The organism is Mycolicibacterium tokaiense (assembly GCF_010725885.1).
In the GTDB taxonomy this organism is placed as follows: domain Bacteria; phylum Actinomycetota; class Actinomycetes; order Mycobacteriales; family Mycobacteriaceae; genus Mycobacterium; species Mycobacterium tokaiense.
Genome location: NZ_AP022600.1, coordinates 4,279,422 through 4,302,232 on the forward strand (window position 1 = coordinate 4,279,422; position 22,811 = coordinate 4,302,232).

Below are 22,811 nucleotides of genomic sequence, written 5' to 3' on the forward strand. Positions count from 1 at the left end.
CGACGGGCGGGTCAGGCGGGTAGATCCATCGAACCCTCGGTGCTCGCGTTCGGCGCGCTCGCGGCGGGGGCGGGCTCGGCCCGCCGTTGCTTCCACCAGAACCGCACCCGGTTGGCGTGCGTGTCGGGGGCGGGCCACTCCTCCTGGATCGCGGCGTTGAGTTCGGCGCCGATCATGATCGCGAAGCCGAGAAAGAACGCGAACAGCAGGAATGCGATCGGGGTGGCCAGCGCCCCGTAGGTGTAACCGGTCTTGGTGATCGAGCTCAGGTAGATCCGCAGCCCACCGGTGGCGACCAGGAAGAAAGCTGTCGCCAGGGCAGCCCCGATCATCAGCCGATGGGTGGGCAGCGGTTCGGGCAGCGACAGCCGGTACAACACCGTGACCAGGATCAAGAGGCTGATGATCAACACGGGGTAGTAGCCGTACTGCAGGACGTTGTCCCAGCTGTCGGGGATGTACTCGGCCACCTTGCGCGGCCCCAGCGCCAGGAACGGCGCGGAAACGATCACCAGCACCAGACCCGCGACATACAGGCCCAGCGCGTAGAAGCGCTGGCGCACCGGATGGCGTAGCGGTGTCTGATCGTGCGCCTCGACCACCGAATCCACCCACGCCGAGATGGCCGACGACCCCGCCCACAGCGAGATCACGAAGCCCAGAGAGACCACCTCGCCGCGCGCACCCTGCACGATGTCGCGGATGGTGGGTTCGATGATCTCTTCGACGATGTTGGCCGAGAAGAAACTGTTGGCGGTCGAGATCAGCTGACCCTCGATGGTCGCCAAGGTGTCCGGCCCGAACAGTGGGGCGATGTAGGCCAGACTTCCCAGCATCCCCAGCAGCAGCGGTGGCAGAGACAGCACCGACCAGAACCCCGCCTGAGCGGACTCCGAGAAGATCGAGTCGTCCCACGCCTTGGAGAGCGTGCGCTTGGTGATGTGCCAGACGTGATGGCGGGAAGGCTTGGGGCGCTGGTCACTCATGTCGATGTCCAGCATCCCTGACCGCGGTGGGGAATGCCCAACCGCGGCCCGGCGCGCCGCGGGTTACAGCTCGGCGGAGCTGACCTCGATCACTGCGGCCAGCTCGACCAGCTTGGCCTCGTGCTCGTTCGCGTGGTGCTGGCAGAAGAGCAGCACGGCCCCCGACGGCAACTTCGCGCGGACCCGTGCGGCAGCGCCGCAGCGGTCGCAACGATCAGCCCGGGTCAACTCGGGACTGGTCAGAGTTGCGTTCATGGCTCCTCCGTTCTCGCGTGGTTTCTACTGTCTCAGACGTTTTCGGTTCCGGCCTTGTTCCCGAGGTGTTCACCGGTGTGTCGTGTCTCACCCGGGAATCGTTTCCTGCGGCAGGCTTGAGCAATGACGACCAGTTCTGGCGAACTCGTACATCTGCTCGGCGCCGACGATTGGGCGGCGGCCTCCTCAGGTGCCGAATACCGGCCCCCGTCACTGGCCGAGGTTGGTTTCGTTCATCTTTCGACCCCTGAGCAGGTATACCTGCCCGCCAATCGGCTGTTCGGCGGGCGGACCGATCTGGTACTGCTGTACCTGTCCGAAGATCGATTGGCGGCCCCGCTGCGGTGGGAGCCCGGCGTCGCCGACGATCCGGACGGCATGTTGTTCCCACATCTGTACGGACCCATACCCATCGCGGCTGTGAGAAGTATCACCGCTTACCGGCCAGGTCAGGACGGGTTGTTCAGGCCTGCGGGCCCGTCGTCGACGTAGGCGTCGGCCTCGATTTCGATCAGCAACTCCGGGGCGATCAGAGCGCTCACCTCCACCATGGTGGCCGCCGGCGCGACACCGGCGAAGAACTCCGCGTGCACCGGGGCCACCTCCGGCCAGCGGGAGATGTCGGTGACGTACATGCGGGTGCGCACCACGTCGGCGCGCTGGGCGCCGCACTGCTGCAGCGCCACCTCGATGCGGCGCAGCGCATCGAGGGCCTGAGCGGCGATGTCAGGGCCCGTTCCGGTGGTTCCTGACACCGCGACGAAGGGACCTGTGCGCACCGCGCGGGAATACCCCACCACGGCCTCCCACTCGGCGCCGGACGAGACGGTCTGACGCATGGCTCCTCCACGTGTATCGGGCGACAGCGGGGTTACACAGCGACAGCGGCGGCGATTCGTCGAATCACCGCCGCTGTCAATGGTTTCCGACGTCTAGTCCAGGTAGTCGCGCAGCACCTGCGAACGGCTGGGGTGGCGCAGCTTGCTCATGGTCTTGGACTCGATCTGGCGGATCCGCTCACGGGTCACCCCGTAGACCTGGCCGATCTCGTCGAGCGTGCGGGGCTGACCGTCGGTCAGGCCGAAGCGCAACCGAACCACCCCGGCCTCGCGCTCGGACAGCGTCTCGAGTACCGACTGCAACTGGTCCTGCAGCAAGGTGAAGCTCACCGCGTCCACGGCCACCACGGCCTCGGAGTCCTCGATGAAGTCACCGAGCTGGCTGTCGCCCTCGTCGCCGATGGTCTGGTCCAGCGAGATGGGCTCACGCGCATACTGCTGGATCTCCAGCACCTTCTCCGGCGTGATGTCCATTTCCTTGGCCAGCTCTTCGGGCGTGGGCTCACGGCCCAGATCCTGCAGCAGCTCACGCTGGATGCGGCCCAGCTTGTTGATCACCTCGACCATGTGCACCGGGATTCGGATGGTGCGGGCCTGATCGGCCATGGCGCGGGTGATGGCCTGGCGGATCCACCACGTGGCGTAGGTGGAGAACTTGTAGCCCTTGGTGTAGTCGAACTTCTCGACCGCGCGGATCAGGCCCAGGTTGCCCTCCTGGATGAGGTCCAGGAAGGCCATGCCGCGACCGGTGTAGCGCTTGGCCAGCGACACCACCAGACGCAGGTTGGCTTCGAGCAGGTGGTTCTTGGCCCGGTCGCCGTCGCGGCAGATCCACATCATGTCGCGGCGCTGTGCGGCGGGCAGCTTCTCGCCCTTGTCCGACAGCTCGGCCATGAGCTGGGTGGCGTACAGCCCAGCCTCGATGCGCTTGGCGAGTTCCACCTCTTCCTCGGCGTTGAGCAGCGCGACCTTGCCGATCTGCTTGAGGTAGGCGCGCACCGAGTCCGCCGATGCGGTGAGCTCGGCGTCCTTGCGGGCCTGGCGCAGCGCCTCGGACTCTTCTTCGTCCCAGACGAAGTCGCCGGAAGCCTTGTCCTTCTCCGACGGCTCGGCGATATCCTCGTCACCGGCGGCGGGCTTCTTGGTGTCGGTGGTTCCTTCGGCTTCGGCCTCTTCGGGGTCCGCCTCGTCTTCGGCCTCGTCCTCGATGTCGTCGATTTCGACGTCCTCGAGATCCTCGCCCGGCTCGGCTTCGAGGTCGTCGTCGAGTGCCTCGATGTCCTCGCCGTCCGTGGCCTCGGCGTCGGCCGCACCGGGGGCGGCTTTCTTGGGGCGACCCCGCGCCGGCGCGCCGTCAGCCTTCTTGGCTGCGCGCTTGGCCGGTGCTTTGGCCGCCTTGGTGACCCGCTTGGCAGGTGCCTTCTTGGCGGGAGCTTCGGTGGTGGCCACCGCTTCTTCGGTTGCCGGGCTTGCTTTGATCGCTGCCACGTACACCCTTTCGGTCTTGCTGACTTCCGGTGGCTCTGGGCAAGCGCCACCGAGAGCATGGGCTATCGGAGTCATTCGGCGTCAGTCTCGGGACGAGTTTCGCCGCTATCCGGGTGGCGGCCGCCTCCACCATTGTAACTACTGGAGTGGGCTGCTCCGCGCCGAGCAGCCAAAATTTGTTCTAGTGGGTGACGTCCCGATTGGCCGCCATCGCGGCGCCCACTATGCCGGCGGTGTTCTGCAGCGCCGCCGCAACCACCGGCGTGCGATTGGTCAGCAGCGGGATCCACTTGTCGGCCTTGCGGCTGATCCCGCCGCCGGCGATGAACAGATCCGGCCAGATGGCGTTCTCGATCGCGACGAGCACCTTGGTGACCTCTTTGGTCCAGCGCTCGTAGCTCCAGTCCTTGCGCTCCTTGACCGAGGACGCCGCCCGGTGCTCGGCTTCCTTGCCTCCGACCTCGAGGTGGCCGAACTCGGTGTTGGGCAGCAGGATCCCGTTGTGGATCACCGCCGAACCGATACCGGTGCCGAAGGTGAGCAACACGATGACACCGGTGTTGTCCTTGCCCGCGCCGAAGCGTTCCTCGGCGACTCCGGCGGCGTCGGCGTCGTTGAGGACGGTGACCTGCTGGCCGTCGAGGGCGCGGGTGAACACCTCGTTGACGTTCGTGCCGATCCAGGCCTTGTCCACGTTCGCCGCGGTGCGCACCACACCGCCCTGGACCACCCCCGGGTAGGTGACGCCGAGCGGGCCCTCCCAGCCGAACTCCCTGGTGACCGCGGCCACGGTTTCGGCGACGGCCTCCGGCGTGGCCGGCTGCGGCGTGGCCAGCTTGAAGCGTTCTCCGATCAGCGCGCCGGTGTCGAGGTCGACGATGCCGCCCTTGACCCCGCTACCGCCGACATCGATGCCGAAGCCGCGGCGCTGCCCTGAGGAATCCGATCCCGTCATGTGCTGTGCTCCCTAACTCGGCTGGCGGCGGGCGCTCCACACCTTAGTGTGTCGACACCCACTTGGTGGGAGTGTCACCGGCAGTGCATCGTGTGTTGCGATAGTCGGGTGACGTCTTCTCCCGCCCCCGAACCCGCGCCGGCGCTGCCGGCCGACGATGTGCGCCTGCACCTGCGTGACGTGGCGCGCCAGATCGCCACCGAGGCCGCGGAGTTCGTCCGGCGCCGCCGCGCAGAGGTGTTCGGCGACTTCACCGATGCGGCGCCGTCGGAGGCGATGGTGGCCGATTCCGTGCGCACCAAGAGCACCCCGACCGATCCGGTGACGGTCGTCGACACCGAGACCGAGCGGCTGCTGCGTGACCGGCTGGCTCAGTTGCGTCCCGGCGACCCCGTGCTGGGCGAGGAGGGGGGCGGACCGGCCGCCGGTGTGCCTGCGGGCGCAGTCACCTGGGTGCTGGATCCCATCGACGGCACCGTGAACTTCGTCTACGGCATCCCGGCCTACGGCGTGTCGGTGGCCGCGCAGGTCGACGGCGTCTCGGTCGCGGGCGCAGTGGCCGACGTGGTGTCCGGCGAGGTGTATTCGGCGGCGCTCGGCCACGGCGCACAGGTCCAGGGCCCGGCGGGCGCCAGGTCGCTGCGCTGCAATCCTGTCGCGGACCTGTCGATGGCCCTGCTGGGTACGGGCTTCGGCTACGCGCCCAGCCGCCGAGCGGCGCAGGGGGTGCTGCTGTCGAAGGTGATGCCCTCGGTGCGTGACATCCGCCGGATCGGTTCGGCGGCGCTGGACCTGTGCATGGTCGCGGCGGGCCGGCTGGATCTGTACTACGAACACCGGCTCAATCTGTGGGACTGGGCGGCCGGCGCCCTGGTGGCGCAGGAGGCCGGCGCGCACCTGCTGTTCCCCAGCGACCCGGCCCAGCTGCTGGTGGCTGCCGCGCCGGGCGTGGCAGCCGATTTCCACGCGGTGCTGGACCGCAACGGAGCACTGGGCCCCATCCCGGAGTAGCGGTCAGCAGCTGGCCGAATGGATCTTGCTCAGCAGGGCGGCGTCCGCCGGTTCGGTGGCCTCGGGCTGCAGCCCGGCCAGCACGGCGTCGATGTCGTCGCTGTGGGTGAGTTCGGTGAATTCGGTGCCGAGCACCAGGTCCACGGTGTCGGTCTCGCGCTCGTCGCGGAACAGTTCGGTGCAGGGCGCCACCAGCCATACCGCGGCGGCCGCGGCCTCGCCGGACGGCCCGAAGCGGATCTGGCCCTGACACGTCAGCCGGGTGTTGGCATAGATCGGGTCGTTCTCGGCCGTGGGCTGGGCGAACCCGAGATCGCGCAGTTCACCGGCCACTTCGCTTGCTTGGCCGCCCTGGCCGCTGGCGTTGAGCACGGTGATCTTGGTGTCGACCAGCCGGGCCGGTTCGGTGTCGGCGAAGTCGGCGGCGGCCACCTTGTCCCCGAGCTGGGGCGTGGCGGGGTCGGTGGGCGGTGGGGGCGGGTTGCAGGCGACGGCCTGCACCACCTCGGCCGGGCGGGTCAAGGCGATGGTCCACACCAACCCGGTGATGACGGCCAGCACCGCCGCCGCGATGATCCCGGGCCAGATGTTGCGGCGACGGAACGGCAATCCCCGCTTGTCGAAGGCTGTGCCCTCGGTGATGTGCGCGACCACGACTGCACTCTAGAGGGCCACTGCAAATCGGCAGCGGGCCCGGATGGCGCGACTGTGATGTAAATCACAGTTCATGGGAGGTGGTACCGGGCACGAATCGTTTGGCGCAAGCGTTCGGCACTGGTACAAAGCTCAGCTGGCAGAGGATGCGAGCGGGGAACCAAGAGGGGATCAAGATTCATGGCTACCGACTACGACGCTCCGCGTCGCAACGAGACCGACGAGGTTTCCGAAGACTCGCTGGAAGAGCTGAAGGCACGCCGAAACGAAGCGCAGTCGGCTGTGGTCGACGTGGACGAGGCCGAGGCCGGCGAGTCCTTCGAGTTGCCCGGCGCCGACCTGTCCGGCGAAGAGCTGTCCGTGCGCGTCGTCCCCAAGCAGGCCGACGAATTCACCTGCTCCAGCTGCTTTTTGGTGCATCACCGCAGCCGCTTGGCCAGCGAGAAGAACGGCATGATGCTCTGCAGCGATTGCGCCGCCTGAGTCCGAGGCTGCGTAGGGGGGTTCCCCCAGCGAAGCGAGGGGGCGCACGAGCAGGCGAAGGAGCTCGGGCGAATGTCAGCCGCCTGAGTCCTGCGCTCAGCTGCGCAGGGCCGAGAGCAGCCGGTCCGGGTGGCGGCAGCTGACCAGCCAGTACGGGGTGGGATCGTCGGGGTCGTCGAGCACCACCAAGGCCATCGGTCCCACCCACGCCTTGTGCAGGACGTACGCGGCGGGATCGAGCTGACGGCCCAGGGCGGCCGACTTCGCCGAACGGGGGATCTCGGCGGAGCGGGAGATCACCGACGCCGGCAGATGGGCCGGTCCGGCCCACAGCTCCACGGTGTCGCCGTGGCTGACCACCGACACCTCGGCGCGACTCATCCACAGCAGCGCCGCGGCGGCCACCGCGAACAGCACCGCGAACGGCACCCAGTCCGCCAGGCTCTGCACGCCCTGGTTGACCTCCAGTGCGATCAGCGCGGCCAGGCCGAAGCCGGGCAGGCTCCACCACCACGGCACCCACAACCGCTCGCGGTAGCGCACCGTCTGCGAGGTCTCGCGCGTTCCCACCACCTGGCCAAGAGTAGTCTCATCCCTCGTGTCGACCCGCCTGGCGGTGGTCCGCCTGGACCCCGGACTTCCCCTGCCCACCCGCGCCCACGCCGGTGACGCGGGCGTGGACCTCTACAGCGCCCAGGACGTCACCCTGGCGCCGGGGCAGCGCGCCCTGGTGGCCACCGGTCTGGCGGTGGCGATTCCGCACGGCATGGTCGGCCTGGTGCATCCGCGATCCGGTTTGGCTGCGCGCGTTGGCCTTTCGATCGTGAACAGCCCTGGCACCATCGATGCCGGCTATCGAGGCGAGATCAAGTTGTCCTTGATCAACCTGGATCCGTCGGTGCCCATCACCATCAACCGCGGCGACCGGATCGCCCAACTGCTGGTCCAGCGCGTCGAACTGCCCGATCTGGTCGAGGTCACTTCTTTCGACGAGGCGGGTCTGGGGGACACCACCCGTGGCGACGGCGGCCACGGCTCATCGGGAGGACATGCGAGCCTATGACTGACAACAACGCCCACGACGACGACCTCGACGGCCCCTTCGACATCGAGGATTTCGACGATCCCGAGGTGGCCAAGGTGGGTCGCCTGGACCTCGGCTCGGTGCTGATCCCGATGCCGGCGGCGGGCCAGGTGCAGGTGGAACTCACCCAGACCGGTGTGCCCAGCGCGGTCTGGGTGGTCACCCCCAACGGTCGCTTCACCGTCGCGGCCTACGCCGCGCCCAAGAGCGCCGGACTGTGGCGCGATGTCGCCGGTGAACTCGCGGAGTCGCTGCGCAAGGACAACGCCCAGGTCAGCATCGAGACCGGACCCTGGGGCCGGGAAGTGGTGGGCACGGCCTCCGGTGCGGTGCGCTTCATCGGCGTCGACGGCTACCGGTGGATGATCCGCTGCGTGGTCAACGCCGGTCACGAAACGATCGGCGCGCTGACGCTGGAAGCGCGGAAGGCGCTGGCGGACACCGTGGTTCGACGCGACAGCACCCCGCTGCCGGTGCGCACCCCGCTGCCCGTGCAGTTGCCGGAGCCGATGGCCGCGCAGCTGCGCGCCGCCGCCGAACAGCAGGCCGCTGCCCAGCAGCAACAGGCCGGTCAGCAGCAGCCCGGTCAACAACCGCCGGCGAACCCGGCCGCGCGGCGCGGGGCCCAGGGCTCGGCGATGCAGCAGCTGCGCAGCACCATCACCGGCGGCTAGAGGTCGGCCAGCGCGGCCAGGCAGGCCGTGCCCAGTACGGACGGATCGTGACCCAGCTCGGCGAGCGTCACGGTGTGCAGCGCCGCACGCGGAGCCGCGGCCACCCACTCCACACCGACCTCGAGGGGATGCACCGGGTCATCGGTGGCCGCCGCCACCGCCAGGGGAGCCGCGAGCGTCGCCAGCTGCGGGCCGGTGGGCGCCACATAACCCGAGGCGGCCTCCATGGCCGTCGGCAGGTCAGGCCACTGACCCACCCAGGAGCGGGTCAGCTCGTCGGCCAGCCAGGCCGGGCTCGACGCCTGCATCCGCGCCGTGGCCGCCACCAACCCGTCGCGGCGCAGCTCGGCAGCCGAGTGCAGCGCCGCCGCCGCAGCCGGCGCATGGTGCGGCGCGCCGGTCCAGGCGGGCAGCGCCGCGAGCACCGCGACGACGCGGTGCGGGTGTGTGATTGCCCACGCCGCCGCCACCGCGGCGCCCAGCGAGATGCCCGCCGCAATGATCGGGGTGTCGCGCGAAGCCTGCTCCAGCGCGTCCACATAGCCGTCCACCAGCCGGGCCGGTTGGGGCGCATGCGGCAGCGGCACCGCCCCTGCGCTGCGCAGAGCCGGACCGAAGGCGCGGTAGGCGTAGTCGTCGTCGGACCCGGTGCCCGGCAGCAGCACCGCCGACACGCCGTGGAGTTCAACAGCCATGGCGTTGATCGTGCCTGGTGCGCCCGCAAATAGGGAGTTTGGGAGACCGGCGACGTGGAAATAGGGAACCAACGGGTCTAGCGTGTCGTTGAGCTTTGTTAGGCACTGTGATTTGGCTGAATTTTGGGAGTGGTGGCCATGGCTGCGGCCGAAGGTTATCTGCGGCGGCTCACCCGTCGGTTGACGGAGGATCCTGCTCAGCGCGACGCCGAGGAGTTGACCGGCGAAGCCGACGTCACCGGCGCCCAGCGGGCCATCGACTGTCAACGCGGGCAGGAAGTCACCATGGTCGGCACCCTGCGTAGCGTCGAGGCCAACGCCAAGGGCTGCGCCGGTGGGGTGAAAGCCGAACTCTTCGACGGCACCGACACCGTCACCCTGGTCTGGCTGGGGCAGCGCCGCATCCCCGGTATCGACTCCGGGCGCACGCTGCGGGTACACGGCCGCGTCGGCAAGCTCGACAACGGGAGCAAGGCAATCTACAACCCGCACTACGAGATCCAGCGGTGAGCTCACCGGGCATCGGTCCCGAACCCGCCCCCGACGCCACCCCGGAACGCACCGGCGCCCAGGCGATCATGGACCAGGTGGGCGGCGTCAGCGGGCTCATCTACTCGTCGCTGCCGGTGGTTGCCTTCGTCCCGGTCTCTTCGGCGTTGGGCCTGATGCCTGCCGTCCTCTCCGCCCTCGGGGTGGCCGCACTGATCCTGGTGTGGCGGCTCTATCGCAAGGAGACCGTCCAGCCCGCCATCTCGGGCTTCATCGGGGTCGGGTTCTGCGCGCTGATCGCCTATCTGATGGGCGAGGCCAAGGGCTACTTCCTCTACGGCATCTGGATGTCGCTGCTGTGGGCGGCGGTGTTCGCCATCTCGGTGGTGATCCGGCGCCCGGTGGTCGGCTACATCTGGGGCTGGGTCGGCGGGCACGGCCAGGGCTGGCGTTCGGTCAAGCGTGCCGTGCGGATCTTCGATCTCGCCACGCTGGCGTGGGTGCTGGTGTTCGCGTCCCGCTTCGTGGTGCAGAACCACCTGTACGACGCCGACCAGACAGGCTGGTTGGGCGTGGCCAGGATCGCGATGGGCTGGCCCCTGACGGCGGTGGCCGCGCTGATCACCTATCTGGCGATCAAGGCCGCCCAGAAAGCCATCGCCGAGGCTGCGCCCGAGCCCGACACCGACGCGCCCCAGCCCGACCTCGAACCCGGCACCGCCCGCCAGAGCGACTGAGGGTGGCCGGGCCGCAACCCCAGCAGGACAGCTCGGGTCGCGTGCTGATCGCCGTCACCGTGCTGGCGTCGTTCGTGGCGTTCCTGGACGGTTCGGTGGTCAACCTCGCACTCCCGGCGATCTCGGCTGATCTCGGTGGCGGCCTGACCCTGCAGCAGTGGGTGGTCGACGGGTACCTGCTGACGCTGGGGGCGCTGATCCTGGTGGCGGGCGCCATCTCCGACGCGTTGGGCCGGCTGACCGTGCTGCGTGCCGGGCTGGTGATTTTCGCGGTGGCCTCGTTGTTGTGCGCGCTGGCCCCCGACGGGGCGCTGCTGGTCGTGGCGCGGTGCATCCAGGGCGTCGGCGCGGCGTTCCTGGTGCCCAGTTCGTTGGCGATGATCAACGAACGGTTCAGCGGCGCCGAGCAGTCCCGCGCCGTGGGCACCTGGACGGCGTGGACCGGCACCGCCTTCGTGGTCGGCCCGCTGTTCGGAGGCGTGCTGGTGGACACGCTGGACTGGCGGTGGATCTTCGCCATCAACCTGCCGCCGCTGCTGGTGACGCTGTACCTGACCACCCGGCTGCCGGCACCCGCAGGTCGCCCCGCCGGGCGCGGACTGCGCGACGTCGATGTGGTGGGCGCCGCGCTGACTGCTGTGGGGCTGACCGGGGTGGTGGTCGCCCTGATCGAACAGCAGCGGCTGGGGACCTGGCATCCGCTGGTGGTGGGGGCCTTCGTGGGCGGTGCCGCCGCGTTGGTTGCGTTCCCGTTCTGGGAGCGCCGGGCCGCCGCGCCGATGATGCCGCCGGCGATCTTCGCCTCCCGCAACTTCTCGGTGGCCAACGCCGCCACGGTGTTCCTGTACGCCGGGGTGTCACTCGGCATGCTGGCGGTGACGCTGTTCCTGATGGAGGGGGTGGGCCTGTCGGCCACCCAGGCCGGCCTGGCCACCCTGCCCATCCCGGTGCTGTCGTTCTTCCTCGCCGGGCGCTTCGGGGCGCTGGCCGGCCGGCACGGCCCCCGCTGGTACATGGCGGCCGGACCGCTGCTGGCCGCGGCGGGGTTCCTGCTGATCGCCGGGATCCGGGTGGAGTTCGATTTCTGGACTCAGATGCTGCCCGGCCTGGTGTTGTTCGGCGTGGGGCTGTCGATGACGGTGTCCCCATTGACGGCCACCGTGCTGGCCGCCGTCGACCCGGCCCGCAGCGGGATCTCCTCGGCGGTCAACAACGCGGTGTCCCGGGTGGCCGGACTGCTGGCCATCGCGAACCTGGGGGTGATCGTCGGCGGCACCATGGACGTGACCGGGTTCCGGCGTGTTGCGGTGATCACCGCGGCCCTGTTCGCCGCCGCCGGTGTCATCAGTGCCCTGGGCATCGTCAACAAGCGCGTCGCCACGCCGGCGTCGGTGGATGCCGCACGCTGCCTGGACCGGGGTCGGTGACCCTCAACGACCCGCCGGGGCCGGCGGCAGCAGCAGGGCGCGCAGCTCGCCCTCGACCTCGGGGGAGGCCACCAGGAGCAGTTCGTCGCCGCCCTCGAGCGGTTCATCGGACTGCGGCACGATCACCCGGTTGCCGCGCAGGATGGTCACCAGCGCCGCGTCGCGCGGCAGGTCCAGCTTGCGGACCGGTTTGCCGCCCCAGGGGGTGTCGTCGGGCAGGGTGATCTCCACCAGGTTCGCCTCACCCTTGCGGAACTCCATGATGTGCACCAGATCGCCCACGGCCACCGCTTCCTCGACCAGCGAGGCCAGCATGCGCGGAGTGGACACCGCCACGTCCACTCCCCACGCTTCGTCGAACAGCCATTCGTTGCGAGGATCGTTGACCCGGGCCACCACTCGCGACACCGCGAACTCGGTCTTGGCCAACAGGGAGAGCACCACATTGGCCTTGTCGTCGCCGGTGGCAGCGATCACCACGTCGAAATCCTCGGCGCGCACCGACTCCAGCAGGGAGAGCTCGCAGGCGTCGCCCAGCTGCCAGTGCGCTGCCGGGATGGCGTCTTCCTCGATGTGCTCGGGGTTGCGTTCGATCAGGGTGACGTCGTGCCCGTTCTCCAGCAGTTCACGGGCAATGGACCGGCCCACCGCGCCGGCGCCGGCGATCGCGACCCTCACTGGTCCGCATCCTCACCGGGAGGCAGCGCGGCGATGGCCATCGCCTCGGCGGAATGTCCGGAGACCGCGGCGATGTACACCTGGTCGCTGGCCTGGATCACGGTCTTGGGCTCCGGCAGGATTCCGGTGCCGAAGCGGATCAGGAACGCCACTCGCGCACCGGTGGCGTTCTCCAGGTCGGTGACCTTGCGACCCACCCACTGTTCGTGCAGCACCACCTCGGCCACCGCGACGGTGCCGGTGGGGTCACGCCAGCGCGCGGTCTCGGTGTCGCCGGTCAGGGCATTGAGCAGCCGGTCGGTGGTCCACGGCACGGTGGCCACCGTCGGGATGCCCAGGCGTTCGTAGACAGCGGCGCGCTTGGCGTCGTAGATGCGGGCCACCACCTTGCGCACCCCGAAGGTCTCGCGGGCCACCCGCGCCGAGATGATGTTCGAGTTGTCGCCGGAGGACACCGCCGCGAACGCGCCTGCCTCCTCGATCCCCGCGCGCAGCAGCACCTCGCGGTCGAAGCCCATGCCGGTGATGCGGTCGCCCGGAAAATCCGGTGAGAGCCGCTGGAAGGCCATGTTGTCCCGGTCGATGATGGCCACCTCGTGACCGATGCGGGCCAAGCCGTCGGCCAGGGCTGCCCCCACGCGGCCGCATCCCATCACCACTACCCGCACCTGGCGTCCTTTCGGATCAGCGACTCAGTAGCTCTGACCGTACGCGGAACGCTACCGCCATTTGTGCTTGGGCATACTCTTGGACCTCGTGTCCAAGCTTTCGACCGCCGCACGCCGGTTGGTTCTGGGTCGGCCGTTCCGCAGCGACAGCATGGGACACACCCTGCTGCCGAAGCGGATCGCGCTGCCGGTGTTCGCCTCCGATGCCATGTCGTCGGTGGCCTACGCACCCGAAGAGATCTTCCTGGTGCTGTCGGTGGCGGGCCTGACCGCGTATTCGATGACGCCGTGGATCGGTCTGGCCGTGGCCTTCGTGATGTTGGTGGTGGTGGCCAGCTACCGGCAGAACGTGCACGCCTACCCCTCCGGTGGCGGCGATTACGAGGTGGTGACCACCAACCTGGGGCCGACGGCGGGGTTGACAGTGGCCAGCGCCCTGCTGGTGGATTACGTGCTGACCGTGGCGGTCTCGATGGCCTCGGCGATGTCGAACATCGGCTCCGCGGTGCCGTTCATCGCCCAGCACAAGGTGCTGTTCGCGGTGACGGCGATCCTGCTGCTGATGGCGATGAACCTGCGCGGCATCCGGGAATCGGGTACCGCGTTCGCCATCCCCACCTACGCCTTCATCCTCGGGATGTTCGCGATGCTGGGCTGGGGAGTGTTCCGGATCTATGTGCTCGGCGATCCACTGCAGGCGGAGTCGGCGTCGTTCGAGATGCACGCCGAGACCGATGACGTGCTGGGGCTGGCGATGGTGTTCCTGGTGGCGCGGGCGTTCTCCTCGGGCTGCGCGGCCCTGACCGGCGTGGAGGCCATCAGCAACGGGGTGCCGGCCTTCCGGAAGCCCAAGTCCCGCAACGCCGCGACCACCTTGCTGCTGCTCGGCGGCATCGCGGTCACGTTGTTGATGGGGATCATCCTGCTGGCGGAGAAGATCGGCGTGCAGATCGTCGACGATCCCGCCACCCAGCTGGAAGGCGCGCCGGAAGGTTACCGGCAGAAGACACTGGTGGCGCAGCTGGCCGAGACCGTCTTCGGCAGCTTCCATCTGGGCTTCGTGCTGATCACCATCGTCACGGCGCTGATCCTGGTGCTGGCGGCCAACACCGCGTTCAACGGCTTCCCGGTGCTGGGGTCCATCCTGGCCCAGGACCGGTATCTGCCGCGGCAGTTGCACACCCGAGGTGACCGGCTGGCCTTCTCGAACGGAATCCTGTTCCTGGCGCTGGCGGCCATTGCCTTCATCGTGGCGTTCCGGGCCGAGGTGACCGCGCTGATCCAGCTCTACATCGTCGGGGTGTTCGTGTCGTTCACGCTGAGCCAGATCGGCATGGTGCGGCACTGGACCCGGCTGTTGCGCACCGAGACCGACGAGCAGGTACGCGCCCGGATGACCCGTTCGCGGGTGGTCAACACCGTCGGATTCGTGTGCACCGGTTCGGTTCTCATCGTTGTGTTGGTTACCAAGTTCGTGGCGGGGGCGTGGATCGCGATCGTGGCGATGACGGCGTTGTTCGTGATGATGAAGCTGATCCACCGGCACTACGACACGGTGGCGCGTGAGCTGGCCGAGCAGGAGGCCGAGAACGACGGCGGCGTGGTGCTGCCCAGCCGTAACCATGCGGTGGTCCTGGTCTCCAAGCTGCATCTGCCGACCATGCGCGCGCTGGCCTACGCACGCGCCACCCGGCCGGACATGCTCGAGGCCATCACCGTCAGCGTCGACGACGCCGAGACCCGTGAGCTGGTGCACAAGTGGGAGGAAAGCGACATCTCGGTCCCGCTGAAGGTGATCGCCTCGCCGTACCGCGAGATCACCCGGCCGGTGCTGGATTACGTCAAGCGCATCGGCAAGGAATCCCCGCGTACGGTGGTGACGGTGTTCATCCCCGAGTACGTGGTGGGGCACTGGTGGGAACAGGTGCTGCACAACCAGAGCGCGCTGCGACTCAAGGGGCGTCTGCTGTTCGAGCCCAATGTCATGGTGACTTCCGTTCCCTGGCAACTGAATTCGTCTGAGCGGCTGAAGAAGCTGGCGCCCCAGTCGGCGCCCGGCGACGCGCGGAGAGGCTTCCTGGAATGACCACGCCGGCCGGCGATGAACTGACACTGACCACGGGCGATGCCGCCAACGGCGGCAGCTGCGTGGCCCGCCACGACGGGCGGGTGGTGTTCGTACGCCATGCACTGCCCGGGGAAACGGTGCGGGTGCGGGTCACCGACCAACGCGGATCCTATTGGCACGCAGACACGATCGAGGTCATCGAAGCCTCCGCCGACCGGGTGGCGTCGCTGTGTCCGATCGCCGGCGTGGACGGCGCCGGGTGCTGCGATCAGGCCTTCGTCGAGCCCGCGGCGCTGCGCGCCATCAAGGGCGCGGTGGTGGCCAACCAGCTGCAGCGCCTGGGCGGGTTCGCGTGGTCCGGCGTGGCCCAACCGGTCGGTGACAGTGCGGCCACCGGCTGGCGCACCCGGGTGCGGCTGGCGGCCGGCGACGACGGGCGGCCCGGGCTGCACCGCTACCACAGCAGTGAGCTGGTGACCGACCTGCGCTGCGGGCAGTTGCCGCCGCACATGCTGGCAGACCTCCCCGAGGACGCCATCCGGCCCGGCGATCAGGTGCACGTGGTGATCGACGACGACGGCACCCGCCACGTGGTCTGCGGCGGCCCGCAGCGACGCACCCGGGCTGTCGAGGGCGACTACGAGACTGTCCAACGGGTGGGTGGGCGCCGCTGGCTGCTGCCGGCCACCGCGTTCTGGCAGGCCCACCGCCACGCCGCCACGCACTACAGCGCCCTGGTGGCGGAGTGGGCGGCCGCGGAGCCGGGCATGACGGCCTGGGACCTCTACGGCGGCGCAGGCGTCTTCGCCTCGGCGCTGGCCGACGCGGTGGGGGACACCGGCACGGTGCTCAGCGTCGACACCTCCCGATCGGGATCGCGGGCCGGTCGTACCGCGCTGTCCGACCTGCCGCAGGTGCACTTCGTCACCGACTCCGTACGCCGGGCGCTGGGCAAGCAGAAGTCGGCGGACGTGGCGGTGCTCGATCCGCCGCGCACCGGTGCCGGCCGCGAGATCGTCGACACCATCGCCGCGGCGGGAGTGCCGCGGGTGGTTCACATCGGCTGCGAGGCAGCCGCCTTCGCCCGCGACGTCGGTCTCTACCGCAAGCACGGGTACGAGGTGCGGGAGCTGACGGTGTTCGACGCCTTTCCGCTGACCCATCACGTCGAGTGCGTAGCGCTGTTGACCCGTTGACATGAGCCGGAGCTCCTTCGCCTGCTCGTGCCTCGCAGCCTCGGACTCCGGCTGTAGTGCATGAGCCGGAGCTCCTTCGCCTGCTCGTGCCTCGCAGCCTCGGACTCCGGCTGTAGTGCATGAGCCGGAGCTCCTTCGCCTGCTCGTGCCTCGCAGCCTCGGACTCCGGCTGTAGTGCATGAGCCGGAGCTCCTTCGCCTGCTCGTGCCTCGCAGCCTCGGACTCCGGCTGTAGTGCATGAGCCGGAGCTCCTTCGCCTGCTCGTCCCTCGCAGCCTCGGACTCCGGCTGTAGTGCATGAGCCGGAGCTCCTTCGCCTGCTCGTCCCTCGCAGCCTCGGACTCCGGCTGTAGTGCATGAGCCGGAGCTCCTTCGCCTGCTCGTCCCTCGCAGCCTCGGACTCCGGCTGTAGTGTTGCTCCCGGTGTGCCGGGAAGTCTGGTCGGCGAGTCATGTGTGGTGCCTGAACGAGGAGTGTTGTGGCCAGACTGTTCACCCGCGGCTCGTGGCCCGAGGCCAAGCGCGTCGCCTCGGTGCTGCGCCAGGAAACCGCCGGCGGCATGCTGCTGCTCATCGCGGCCGCCGCGGCACTGATCTGGGCCAACTCGCCGTGGTCGGGGCTCTACGACGACATCTCGGAGTTCCGGATCGGCCCGGCGGCGCTGCACCTGGACCTGTCCATCGCGGCCTGGGCTGCCGACGGACTGCTCGCCATCTTCTTCTTCGTCGTCGGTGTGGAACTGAAGCGGGAGTTCGTCGCCGGGGACCTGCGTGACCCGGCGCGCGCGGCGCTGCCGATCCTGGCTGCCGTCGGCGGCATGGTCGCCCCTGCCGTCATCTATGTCCTGGTGAACCTGCGGGCACCGGACGGCCTGGCCGGGTGGGCGGTGCCGACTGCCACCGACATCGCGTTCGCGCTGGCCATCCTCGCCGTCATCTCGACGCATCTGCCCAGTGCATTGCGGACGTTCCTGTTGACCCTGGCCGTGGTGGACGACCTGCTGGCCATCACCGTCATCGCCGTGTTCTACACCGACCACCTGGCGCCGGTGCCCCTGCTGCTGGCGCTGCTGTGCATCGCGGTGTTCGGTGTCGTGGTCCAGCGTGGTCTCGGCAAGTGGTGGGTGCTGATCCCGATCGGGGTGACGGCCTGGGCGCTGATGCACGCCAGCGGGGTGCACGCCACGGTGGCAGGGGTGCTGCTCGGGTTCACCGTCCCGGTGGTGGGCCGCTACGCCTCGGCCGTGCGGTTCGAACACCTGCTGCGGCCGCTGTCCGCCGGGTTCGCCGTCCCGGTGTTCGCCTTCTTCGCCGCCGGGGTCACCGTGGGCGGGCTGTCCGGTCTGGGGCATTCCCTGGGTGATGCGGTGACTCTGGGCGTGATCGCAGGTCTGGTTCTGGGCAAACCGATCGGCATTCTGGGCACCACCTATCTGCTGGCCCGGTTCACCCGGGCCAACCTCGATGACAACCTGGCCTGGCGGGACGTGCTGGGGGTCTCGCTGCTCGGTGGCATCGGGTTCACCGTGTCGCTGCTCATCGGGGAGTTGGCCTTCGAGGGCAACGCCACGGCGGGGGCCGACGTCAAGATCGGGGTGCTGATGGGTTCGGTTCTCGCAGGTCTGTTGGCTGCGGTGGTGCTGTCCAGCCGCAACCGCGTCTACCGCCGCATCCAGGCCGAGGAGACCCGCGACGCCGATAATGACGGCATTCCTGACGTCTACCAGCCTCGTCGCGACTAGTACCAGGATCGGTGGGTAGACTGCCCGAATGCTTGAACAGATCCGCGGTCCCGCTGATCTCCAGCACCTTTCGCAGTCTCAGCTCAGTGACCTGGCTCACGAGATCCGCGAGTTCCTGGTTCACAAGGTCGCTGCCACGGGCGGACATCTGGGCCCGAACCTGGGCGTCGTCGAGCTGACCCTGGCGCTGCACCGGGTGTTCGACTCCCCGCACGACCCGATCATCTTCGACACCGGTCACCAGGCCTACGTGCACAAGATGCTGACGGGCCGGTGCGCGGACTTCGACTCGCTGCGCAAGAAGGACGGGTTGTCGGGTTACCCCTGCCGCGACGAGAGCGAGCACGACTGGGTGGAATCCAGCCATGCCAGTTCTGCGCTGTCCTACGCCGACGGGCTGGCCAAGGCCTTCGAGCTCACCGGCCACCGCAACCGGCATGTCGTCGCCGTGGTGGGCGACGGCGCGCTGACCGGTGGCATGTGCTGGGAAGCGCTGAACAACATCGCCGCCTCCCAGCGTCCGGTGGTGATCGTCGTCAATGACAACGGCCGCAGCTACGCGCCGACCATCGGCGGTCTGGCCGACCACCTGGCCCACCTGCGTCTGCAGCCCGGCTACGAGAAGCTGTTGGAACGCAGCCGTGGCGCCGTGCGCGGGGTGCCGCTGATCGGTGAGTTCTGCTACCAGTGCATGCACAGCGTCAAGGCGGGTATCAAGGACGCCCTGTCGCCGCAGCCGATGTTCACCGACCTGGGCCTGAAGTACGTCGGACCCATCGACGGGCACGACGAGCACGCGGTCGAGGCCGCGCTGCGCAGCGCCCGGGGCTTCAATGCCCCGGTGATCGTGCACGTGGCCACCCGCAAGGGCATGGGTTACGGACCTGCGGAGAACGACGAGGCCGAGCAGATGCATGCCACCGGCATCATCGACCCGCTGACGGGGCTGGCCACCACGGTGTCGGCGCCGGGCTGGACGGCCGCGTTCTCCGACGAGCTGATCAAGATCGCCCGCAAGCGTCGTGATGTCGTGGCGATCACCGCCGCGATGCCCGGCCCCACCGGGCTCAGCGCGTTCGGTCAGCGTTTCCCCGACCGGCTCTTCGATGTCGGCATCGCCGAACAGCACGCCATGACCTCGGCCGCCGGGCTGGCCATGGGTGGGTTGCACCCGGTGGTGGCCATCTACTCGACGTTCCTGAACCGGGCGTTCGACCAGGTGATGATGGATGTCGCGCTGCACAAGCTGCCGGTCACCATGGTGCTGGACCGGGCCGGGATCACCGGGCCCGACGGTGCCAGCCACAACGGCACCTGGGACCTGTCCATCCTGGGCATCGTGCCCGGGATGAAGGTGGCCGCCCCCCGCGACGCGGCCACCCTGCGTGAGGAGTTGCGCGAAGCGCTGGCCGTCAAGGACGGGCCCACCGCGCTGCGGTTCCCCAAGGGCGATGTGGGCAAGAAGATCCCGGCGCTGCATCGCCGCGACGGGGTCGATGTGCTGGCGGAGCCGGCCGAGGGGTTGTCCGAGGACGTCCTGATCGTGGCCGTGGGACCGTTCGCCGCCATGGCGCTGGCGGTGGCCGAGCGGCTGCGCGATCAGGGCATCGGTGTCACGGTGGTGGATCCGCGCTGGGTGCTCCCGGTGCCCGAGGTGCTGGCGGAGTTCGCGGTCGCCCACAAGCTGGTGGTGACCCTCGAGGACAACGGTGTCAGCGGCGGCGTCGGCTCGGCGGTGTCGTCGGCGTTGCGCCGCAAGGAGATCGACGTGCCGTGCCGCGACGTCGGAGTGCCGCAGGAGTTCCAGGACCACGCCTCGCGCGGTGAGATCCTGGCCCGGGTGGGCCTGACCGATCAACATGTCGCCCGCCAGATCACCGGCTGGGTGGCCGCCCTCAACACCAGCTCCGACCCGCTCGCCGACACCGACGTCTCGGCGAAGAGGGCCGAATAGAAACCGGCGAGGTGTCGGTCTCGGCGGGCGATCATGGACGCTGAACTGCAGGACTGGCTCGACGGCGGCCAGTTCTTCGATTACCTGGGTTTCAAGGTGTTCCACCGGGTGCAGGGAACGGGTCCGCCGCTGCTGCTGATCCACGGTTATCCCTTCAACAGCTGGGACTGGGCGACGATCTGGGCGACGCTGACGCAGCGTTTCACGGTCATCGCGCCGGACATGATGGGGATGGGGTTCTCCGACAAGCCGGTGGCGTACGGCTACTCGGTGTCCGATCACGCCGACATGCACGAGGCGCTGCTGGCCCACCTGGGTGTGCACCGCGCGCACATCCTGGCGCACGACCTGGGTGACTCCGTGGGCCAGGAGTTGCTGGCGCGCAACGTGTTCGGCGAGCAGGCCTACGGCACCTTGGACATCGCCACCATCACCTGGCTCAACGGCGGGCTGTTCAACGAGGCATACACGCCGCGGCTGGTGCAGAAACTGATGTCACAGACGCCGCTGGGGGAGCTCGGCAGCCGGCTGACCGGCAGCCCGCTGTCGCGGCGCATCGTGGTGCGCACCATCAACGAGATGTTCGGACCGGACACCCAGCCCACCGCGCGGATGCACGACTTGTTCGGCCAGATCCTCGACCACAACGACGGCCGCCGGGTCAACCACCTCGTCGGCCGCTTCATCAACGACCGGTACGTGCACCGCAACCGCTGGGTCCGGGCCATGCGGGAGACGGCGGTGCCGATGCGCCTGATCGACGGTCCGGCGGACCCGAACTCGGGACGGCACATGGCGAACCGCTATCTGGAGGTGATCCCGAACCCGGATGTGGTGATGCTCGGCGAGCGCATCGGCCACTGGCCGCAGATCGAGGCGCCGCACGAGGTGCTCACCCATTTCCTGGCGCACGTCGACCGCCACGGGTAATCGCGCGTCAGTCGCCGGTGGCCTCGTCATCGGCGGTGACGTCGCGCCGCCGCTCCCGCAGCACGAACGCGGCCACGGCCAGTACCAGCACCAGTGCGCCCAACACACCCGTCTGCACGATGGTCCGCGCGAACTCCGGTCCCTGTCCCACCAGCTTCGCCGCCTCCACCGACTGCACCACGATTTCCTTGATACAGGCCAGGATTCCCACGATCAGGAACGGCTCGGCGACGATCTCGTGGGAGCGCAGGCTGGTCCGCACCGCATAGAGCAGCTCGACGAAGATGAAGATCAGCAACACCCCGTCGAGCAGCTCCAGCATGACGTTGCTGGTGGGGGTGTCCAGCAGGGTGAACATGGTGCGCACCTGCGCCACCAGCAGCGCCACCGAACCCGCCACCAGGATCACCGCGATGGCCCAATACACCGCGTCCTCGGCGACGCTCAACACCCGGTCGGCGAAGCGCTGCCGGTCCTTCTCGTCGTGGGTCTCTTCCTTCTCCGCCACCCTGTCGCCCTTCAGCTCGCAGGTTCGCTCGGCGAAGCATCGCTGCCCGCAAGGGCGGACGTCAACACCGGCACCGTCAGCTCGCGCTGCCACTGCCGGGCAGCACCGGCCTGCAGGAACTCCTCGATGGTGGCGGCCGGGTCGGGCGTCGGCGCCCAGTCCCAACACAGCCGGCGCACCAGCTCCGGCGACAGCAGGTTCTCGGTGGGCACGTTCACCTTCTCCGACAGTGCACCCAACCCCGCCCGGGCGGCTTCCAGCCGGGCCGCAGCCTCGGGCTTGCGTTTGCTCCACCGCACGGGCGGCGGCGGGCCGTTGGTGGGCTCGCTCGACGTCGGCGGTTCGGGGTTCTCGCGCGCGGCGCGCAGCGCGTCCAGCCACACCTTCGCGTGTCTGCGCTGCTTGGGGCCACCGAACACCGGAAGGGCGGTGAGCTCTGCGGCGGTCTTCGGATCCGCCTGCGCCGCAGCGACAATCGCCGCGTCGGGCAACACCCGCCCGGGGGCGATGTCGCGGCGCCGGGCGATGTCGTCGCGCACCGTCCACAGCTCGCGCACCGCCGCCAGTGCCCGCGGATTGCGGACCTTGTGGATGCCGGAGGTGCGCCGCCAGCGGTCGCGCCGGGTGGGCGATGCCTCGAAGGTGCGCAGGTGGTCGAATTCCTGTGCGGCCCAGTCGGTCTTGCCCTGTTCCTCCAGCACCGCGGCGACCGCCAGGCGCAGTTCGATCAGCACCTCGACATCCAGTGCGGCGTAGTTGAGCCAGTCGTCCGGCAGGGGTCGTTTGGACCAGTCGGCGGCACCGTGGCCCTTGGCCAGGCCCAGCCCGAGCAACCGGGCCACCATGGCAGCCAGGTTCACCCGGTCGAATCCCGCCAGGCGGCCGGCCAGTTCGGTGTCGTAGAGCGCGGGGGGACGCATCCCCACCTCGGCCAGGCACGGCAGGTCCTGATCGGCGGCGTGCAGTATCCATTCGTCGGTGTGCAGGACGTCGGCCACCGGCGCCAGCACCTGCAGCGAGTCGCCGCCGTGGCTCACCGGGTCGATGAGCACGGTTCCGGCGCCGGCGCGCCGGATCTGGATCAGGTAGGCGCGGTTGGAGTACTTGAAGCCCGACGCCCGTTCGGCGTCCACCGCGAACGGACCGGTGCCGCCGTCGAGTAGTTCGGCGGCCGCGGCGATGTCGTACTTGGTCACCGCGACCTCGGGCACGCCGTCGGCGGGCCGGGTCAGCGGTTCGGGTGCCGCGTCCTCGGGATCGGGGTGTTCGGGGGTGGGGTCCGGGTCCGTCAT

The 22,811-nt window shown here is 69.1% G+C and carries 25 protein-coding genes; 13 read left to right on the top strand and 12 right to left on the bottom strand.

All coding sequences use genetic code 11. The annotated features are described in order from the left end of the window. Positions 1-11: 11 nt before the first annotated feature. Positions 12-986 carry a YihY/virulence factor BrkB family protein gene (locus G6N58_RS20885; protein ID WP_083231077.1) on the bottom strand — a complete coding sequence of 325 codons (975 nt, stop codon included), beginning with the start codon at positions 984-986 and terminating at the stop codon, positions 12-14. A gap of 63 nt (positions 987-1,049) precedes the next feature. Next, positions 1,050-1,241 (bottom strand): DUF7455 domain-containing protein, encoded by a 192-nt coding sequence (locus G6N58_RS20890; protein WP_068916512.1) that lies wholly within the window; start codon positions 1,239-1,241, stop codon positions 1,050-1,052. A gap of 123 nt (positions 1,242-1,364) precedes the next feature. Between G6N58_RS20890 and G6N58_RS20895 the strand changes: the two genes are divergently transcribed. Continuing rightward, positions 1,365-1,733, top strand: a complete 369-nt coding sequence (locus tag G6N58_RS20895; RefSeq protein ID WP_115277437.1) for a DUF952 domain-containing protein — start codon at positions 1,365-1,367, stop codon at positions 1,731-1,733. Here G6N58_RS20895 and G6N58_RS20900 read toward each other — a convergent pair. The 3 genes from G6N58_RS20900 to ppgK all read right to left on the bottom strand — a co-directional run bounded on the left by G6N58_RS20900 (position 1,691) and on the right by ppgK (position 4,523). Continuing rightward, on the bottom strand, positions 1,691-2,080 hold the full coding sequence (locus G6N58_RS20900) for a RidA family protein (protein WP_115277436.1): 390 nt from the start codon (positions 2,078-2,080) through the stop codon (positions 1,691-1,693). The two genes, G6N58_RS20895 and G6N58_RS20900, sit on opposite strands and share 43 nt — an antisense overlap. 93 nt (positions 2,081-2,173) lie before the next feature. Continuing rightward, positions 2,174-3,568, bottom strand: coding sequence for an RNA polymerase sigma factor (locus tag G6N58_RS20905; RefSeq protein WP_068919774.1), 1,395 nt, complete (start codon positions 3,566-3,568; stop codon positions 2,174-2,176). 181 nt (positions 3,569-3,749) lie between these two features. After that, positions 3,750-4,523 carry a polyphosphate--glucose phosphotransferase gene (gene ppgK, locus G6N58_RS20910; protein ID WP_068916515.1) on the bottom strand — a complete coding sequence of 258 codons (774 nt, stop codon included), beginning with the start codon at positions 4,521-4,523 and terminating at the stop codon, positions 3,750-3,752. 144 nt (positions 4,524-4,667) lie between these two features. Between ppgK and G6N58_RS20915 the strand changes: the two genes are divergently transcribed. Then, positions 4,668-5,534 (top strand): inositol monophosphatase family protein, encoded by an 867-nt coding sequence (locus G6N58_RS20915; protein ID WP_068919775.1) that lies wholly within the window; start codon positions 4,668-4,670, stop codon positions 5,532-5,534. Between the two features lie 3 nt (positions 5,535-5,537). Here the strand turns inward: G6N58_RS20915 and cei are convergent, their stop codons facing one another. Continuing rightward, on the bottom strand, positions 5,538-6,188 hold the full coding sequence (gene cei / locus G6N58_RS20920) for an envelope integrity protein Cei (protein WP_068916516.1): 651 nt from the start codon (positions 6,186-6,188) through the stop codon (positions 5,538-5,540). Between the two features lie 180 nt (positions 6,189-6,368). On the opposite strand from cei, the gene G6N58_RS20925 reads away from it, so the two are divergent. Further along, on the top strand, positions 6,369-6,671 hold the full coding sequence (locus G6N58_RS20925) for a DUF4193 domain-containing protein (protein WP_068916517.1): 303 nt from the start codon (positions 6,369-6,371) through the stop codon (positions 6,669-6,671). A gap of 96 nt (positions 6,672-6,767) precedes the next feature. Here G6N58_RS20925 and G6N58_RS20930 read toward each other — a convergent pair whose 3' ends face one another. Then, positions 6,768-7,244, bottom strand: coding sequence for a DUF3093 domain-containing protein (locus G6N58_RS20930; protein WP_115277435.1), 477 nt, complete (start codon positions 7,242-7,244; stop codon positions 6,768-6,770). A gap of 25 nt (positions 7,245-7,269) precedes the next feature. On the opposite strand from G6N58_RS20930, the gene dut reads away from it, so the two are divergent. Beyond that, positions 7,270-7,734, top strand: a complete 465-nt coding sequence (dut, locus tag G6N58_RS20935; RefSeq protein WP_068916519.1) for a dUTP diphosphatase — start codon at positions 7,270-7,272, stop codon at positions 7,732-7,734. Then, positions 7,731-8,429: a DUF3710 domain-containing protein gene (locus tag G6N58_RS20940; RefSeq protein ID WP_083230685.1), complete on the top strand. Its 699-nt coding sequence runs from the start codon at positions 7,731-7,733 to the stop codon at positions 8,427-8,429. Before dut ends, G6N58_RS20940 begins: the two co-directional genes overlap by 4 nt. Here the strand turns inward: G6N58_RS20940 and G6N58_RS20945 are convergent. Continuing rightward, entirely contained in the window at positions 8,426-9,124 is a 699-nt protein-coding gene (locus G6N58_RS20945; RefSeq protein WP_115277434.1) for a serine aminopeptidase domain-containing protein, read from the bottom strand. The genes G6N58_RS20940 and G6N58_RS20945 overlap by 4 nt on opposite strands. 138 nt (positions 9,125-9,262) lie before the next feature. Between G6N58_RS20945 and G6N58_RS20950 the strand changes: the two genes are divergently transcribed. The 3 genes from G6N58_RS20950 to G6N58_RS20960 are packed head-to-tail and all read left to right on the top strand — an operon-like array spanning position 9,263 to position 11,777. After that, positions 9,263-9,634, top strand: coding sequence for an OB-fold nucleic acid binding domain-containing protein (locus G6N58_RS20950; protein WP_068919776.1), 372 nt, complete (start codon positions 9,263-9,265; stop codon positions 9,632-9,634). Then, positions 9,631-10,350: a DUF3159 domain-containing protein gene (locus G6N58_RS20955; protein ID WP_435406126.1), complete on the top strand. Its 720-nt coding sequence runs from the start codon at positions 9,631-9,633 to the stop codon at positions 10,348-10,350. Before G6N58_RS20950 ends, G6N58_RS20955 begins: the two co-directional genes overlap by 4 nt. Before the next feature lie 2 nt (positions 10,351-10,352). Then, positions 10,353-11,777 (top strand): MFS transporter, encoded by a 1,425-nt coding sequence (locus G6N58_RS20960; RefSeq protein WP_232067945.1) that lies wholly within the window; start codon positions 10,353-10,355, stop codon positions 11,775-11,777. Between the two features lie 3 nt (positions 11,778-11,780). Here the strand turns inward: G6N58_RS20960 and G6N58_RS20965 are convergent, their stop codons facing one another. Together G6N58_RS20965 and G6N58_RS20970 are read right to left on the bottom strand one after the other, a co-directional pair. After that, positions 11,781-12,455, bottom strand: coding sequence for a potassium channel family protein (locus G6N58_RS20965; protein ID WP_115277433.1), 675 nt, complete (start codon positions 12,453-12,455; stop codon positions 11,781-11,783). Then, positions 12,452-13,123: a potassium channel family protein gene (locus tag G6N58_RS20970; RefSeq protein ID WP_115277432.1), complete on the bottom strand. Its 672-nt coding sequence runs from the start codon at positions 13,121-13,123 to the stop codon at positions 12,452-12,454. The genes G6N58_RS20965 and G6N58_RS20970 overlap by 4 nt, the downstream gene beginning before the upstream one ends. A gap of 88 nt (positions 13,124-13,211) precedes the next feature. Between G6N58_RS20970 and G6N58_RS20975 the strand changes: the two genes are divergently transcribed. The 5 genes from G6N58_RS20975 to G6N58_RS20995 all read left to right on the top strand — a co-directional run bounded on the left by G6N58_RS20975 (position 13,212) and on the right by G6N58_RS20995 (position 21,011). Next, positions 13,212-15,209, top strand: a complete 1,998-nt coding sequence (locus G6N58_RS20975) for an APC family permease (RefSeq protein WP_115281371.1) — start codon at positions 13,212-13,214, stop codon at positions 15,207-15,209. Continuing rightward, positions 15,206-16,387 (top strand): class I SAM-dependent RNA methyltransferase, encoded by a 1,182-nt coding sequence (locus G6N58_RS20980; RefSeq protein WP_115277431.1) that lies wholly within the window; start codon positions 15,206-15,208, stop codon positions 16,385-16,387. Before G6N58_RS20975 ends, G6N58_RS20980 begins: the two co-directional genes overlap by 4 nt. Positions 16,388-16,864: 477 nt before the next feature. After that, the gene (nhaA, locus tag G6N58_RS20985) at positions 16,865-18,127 is read left to right on the top strand and encodes a Na+/H+ antiporter NhaA (protein ID WP_115277430.1); all 1,263 of its coding nucleotides are present in this window, start codon (positions 16,865-16,867) and stop codon (positions 18,125-18,127) included. 28 nt (positions 18,128-18,155) lie between these two features. Then, positions 18,156-20,081 carry a 1-deoxy-D-xylulose-5-phosphate synthase gene (dxs, locus tag G6N58_RS20990; protein WP_115277429.1) on the top strand — a complete coding sequence of 642 codons (1,926 nt, stop codon included), beginning with the start codon at positions 18,156-18,158 and terminating at the stop codon, positions 20,079-20,081. Positions 20,082-20,114: 33 nt separating this feature from the next. Further along, positions 20,115-21,011, top strand: a complete 897-nt coding sequence (locus tag G6N58_RS20995) for an alpha/beta fold hydrolase (protein WP_115277428.1) — start codon at positions 20,115-20,117, stop codon at positions 21,009-21,011. Positions 21,012-21,018: 7 nt separating this feature from the next. Here the strand turns inward: G6N58_RS20995 and G6N58_RS21000 are convergent, their stop codons facing one another. Next, a complete protein-coding gene (locus tag G6N58_RS21000; protein WP_115277427.1) occupies positions 21,019-21,519 on the bottom strand; it encodes a phosphate-starvation-inducible PsiE family protein in 501 nt (166 codons plus the stop codon). Positions 21,520-21,530: 11 nt separating this feature from the next. Beyond that, entirely contained in the window at positions 21,531-22,811 is a 1,281-nt protein-coding gene (locus tag G6N58_RS21005; RefSeq protein WP_115277426.1) for a ribonuclease D, read from the bottom strand.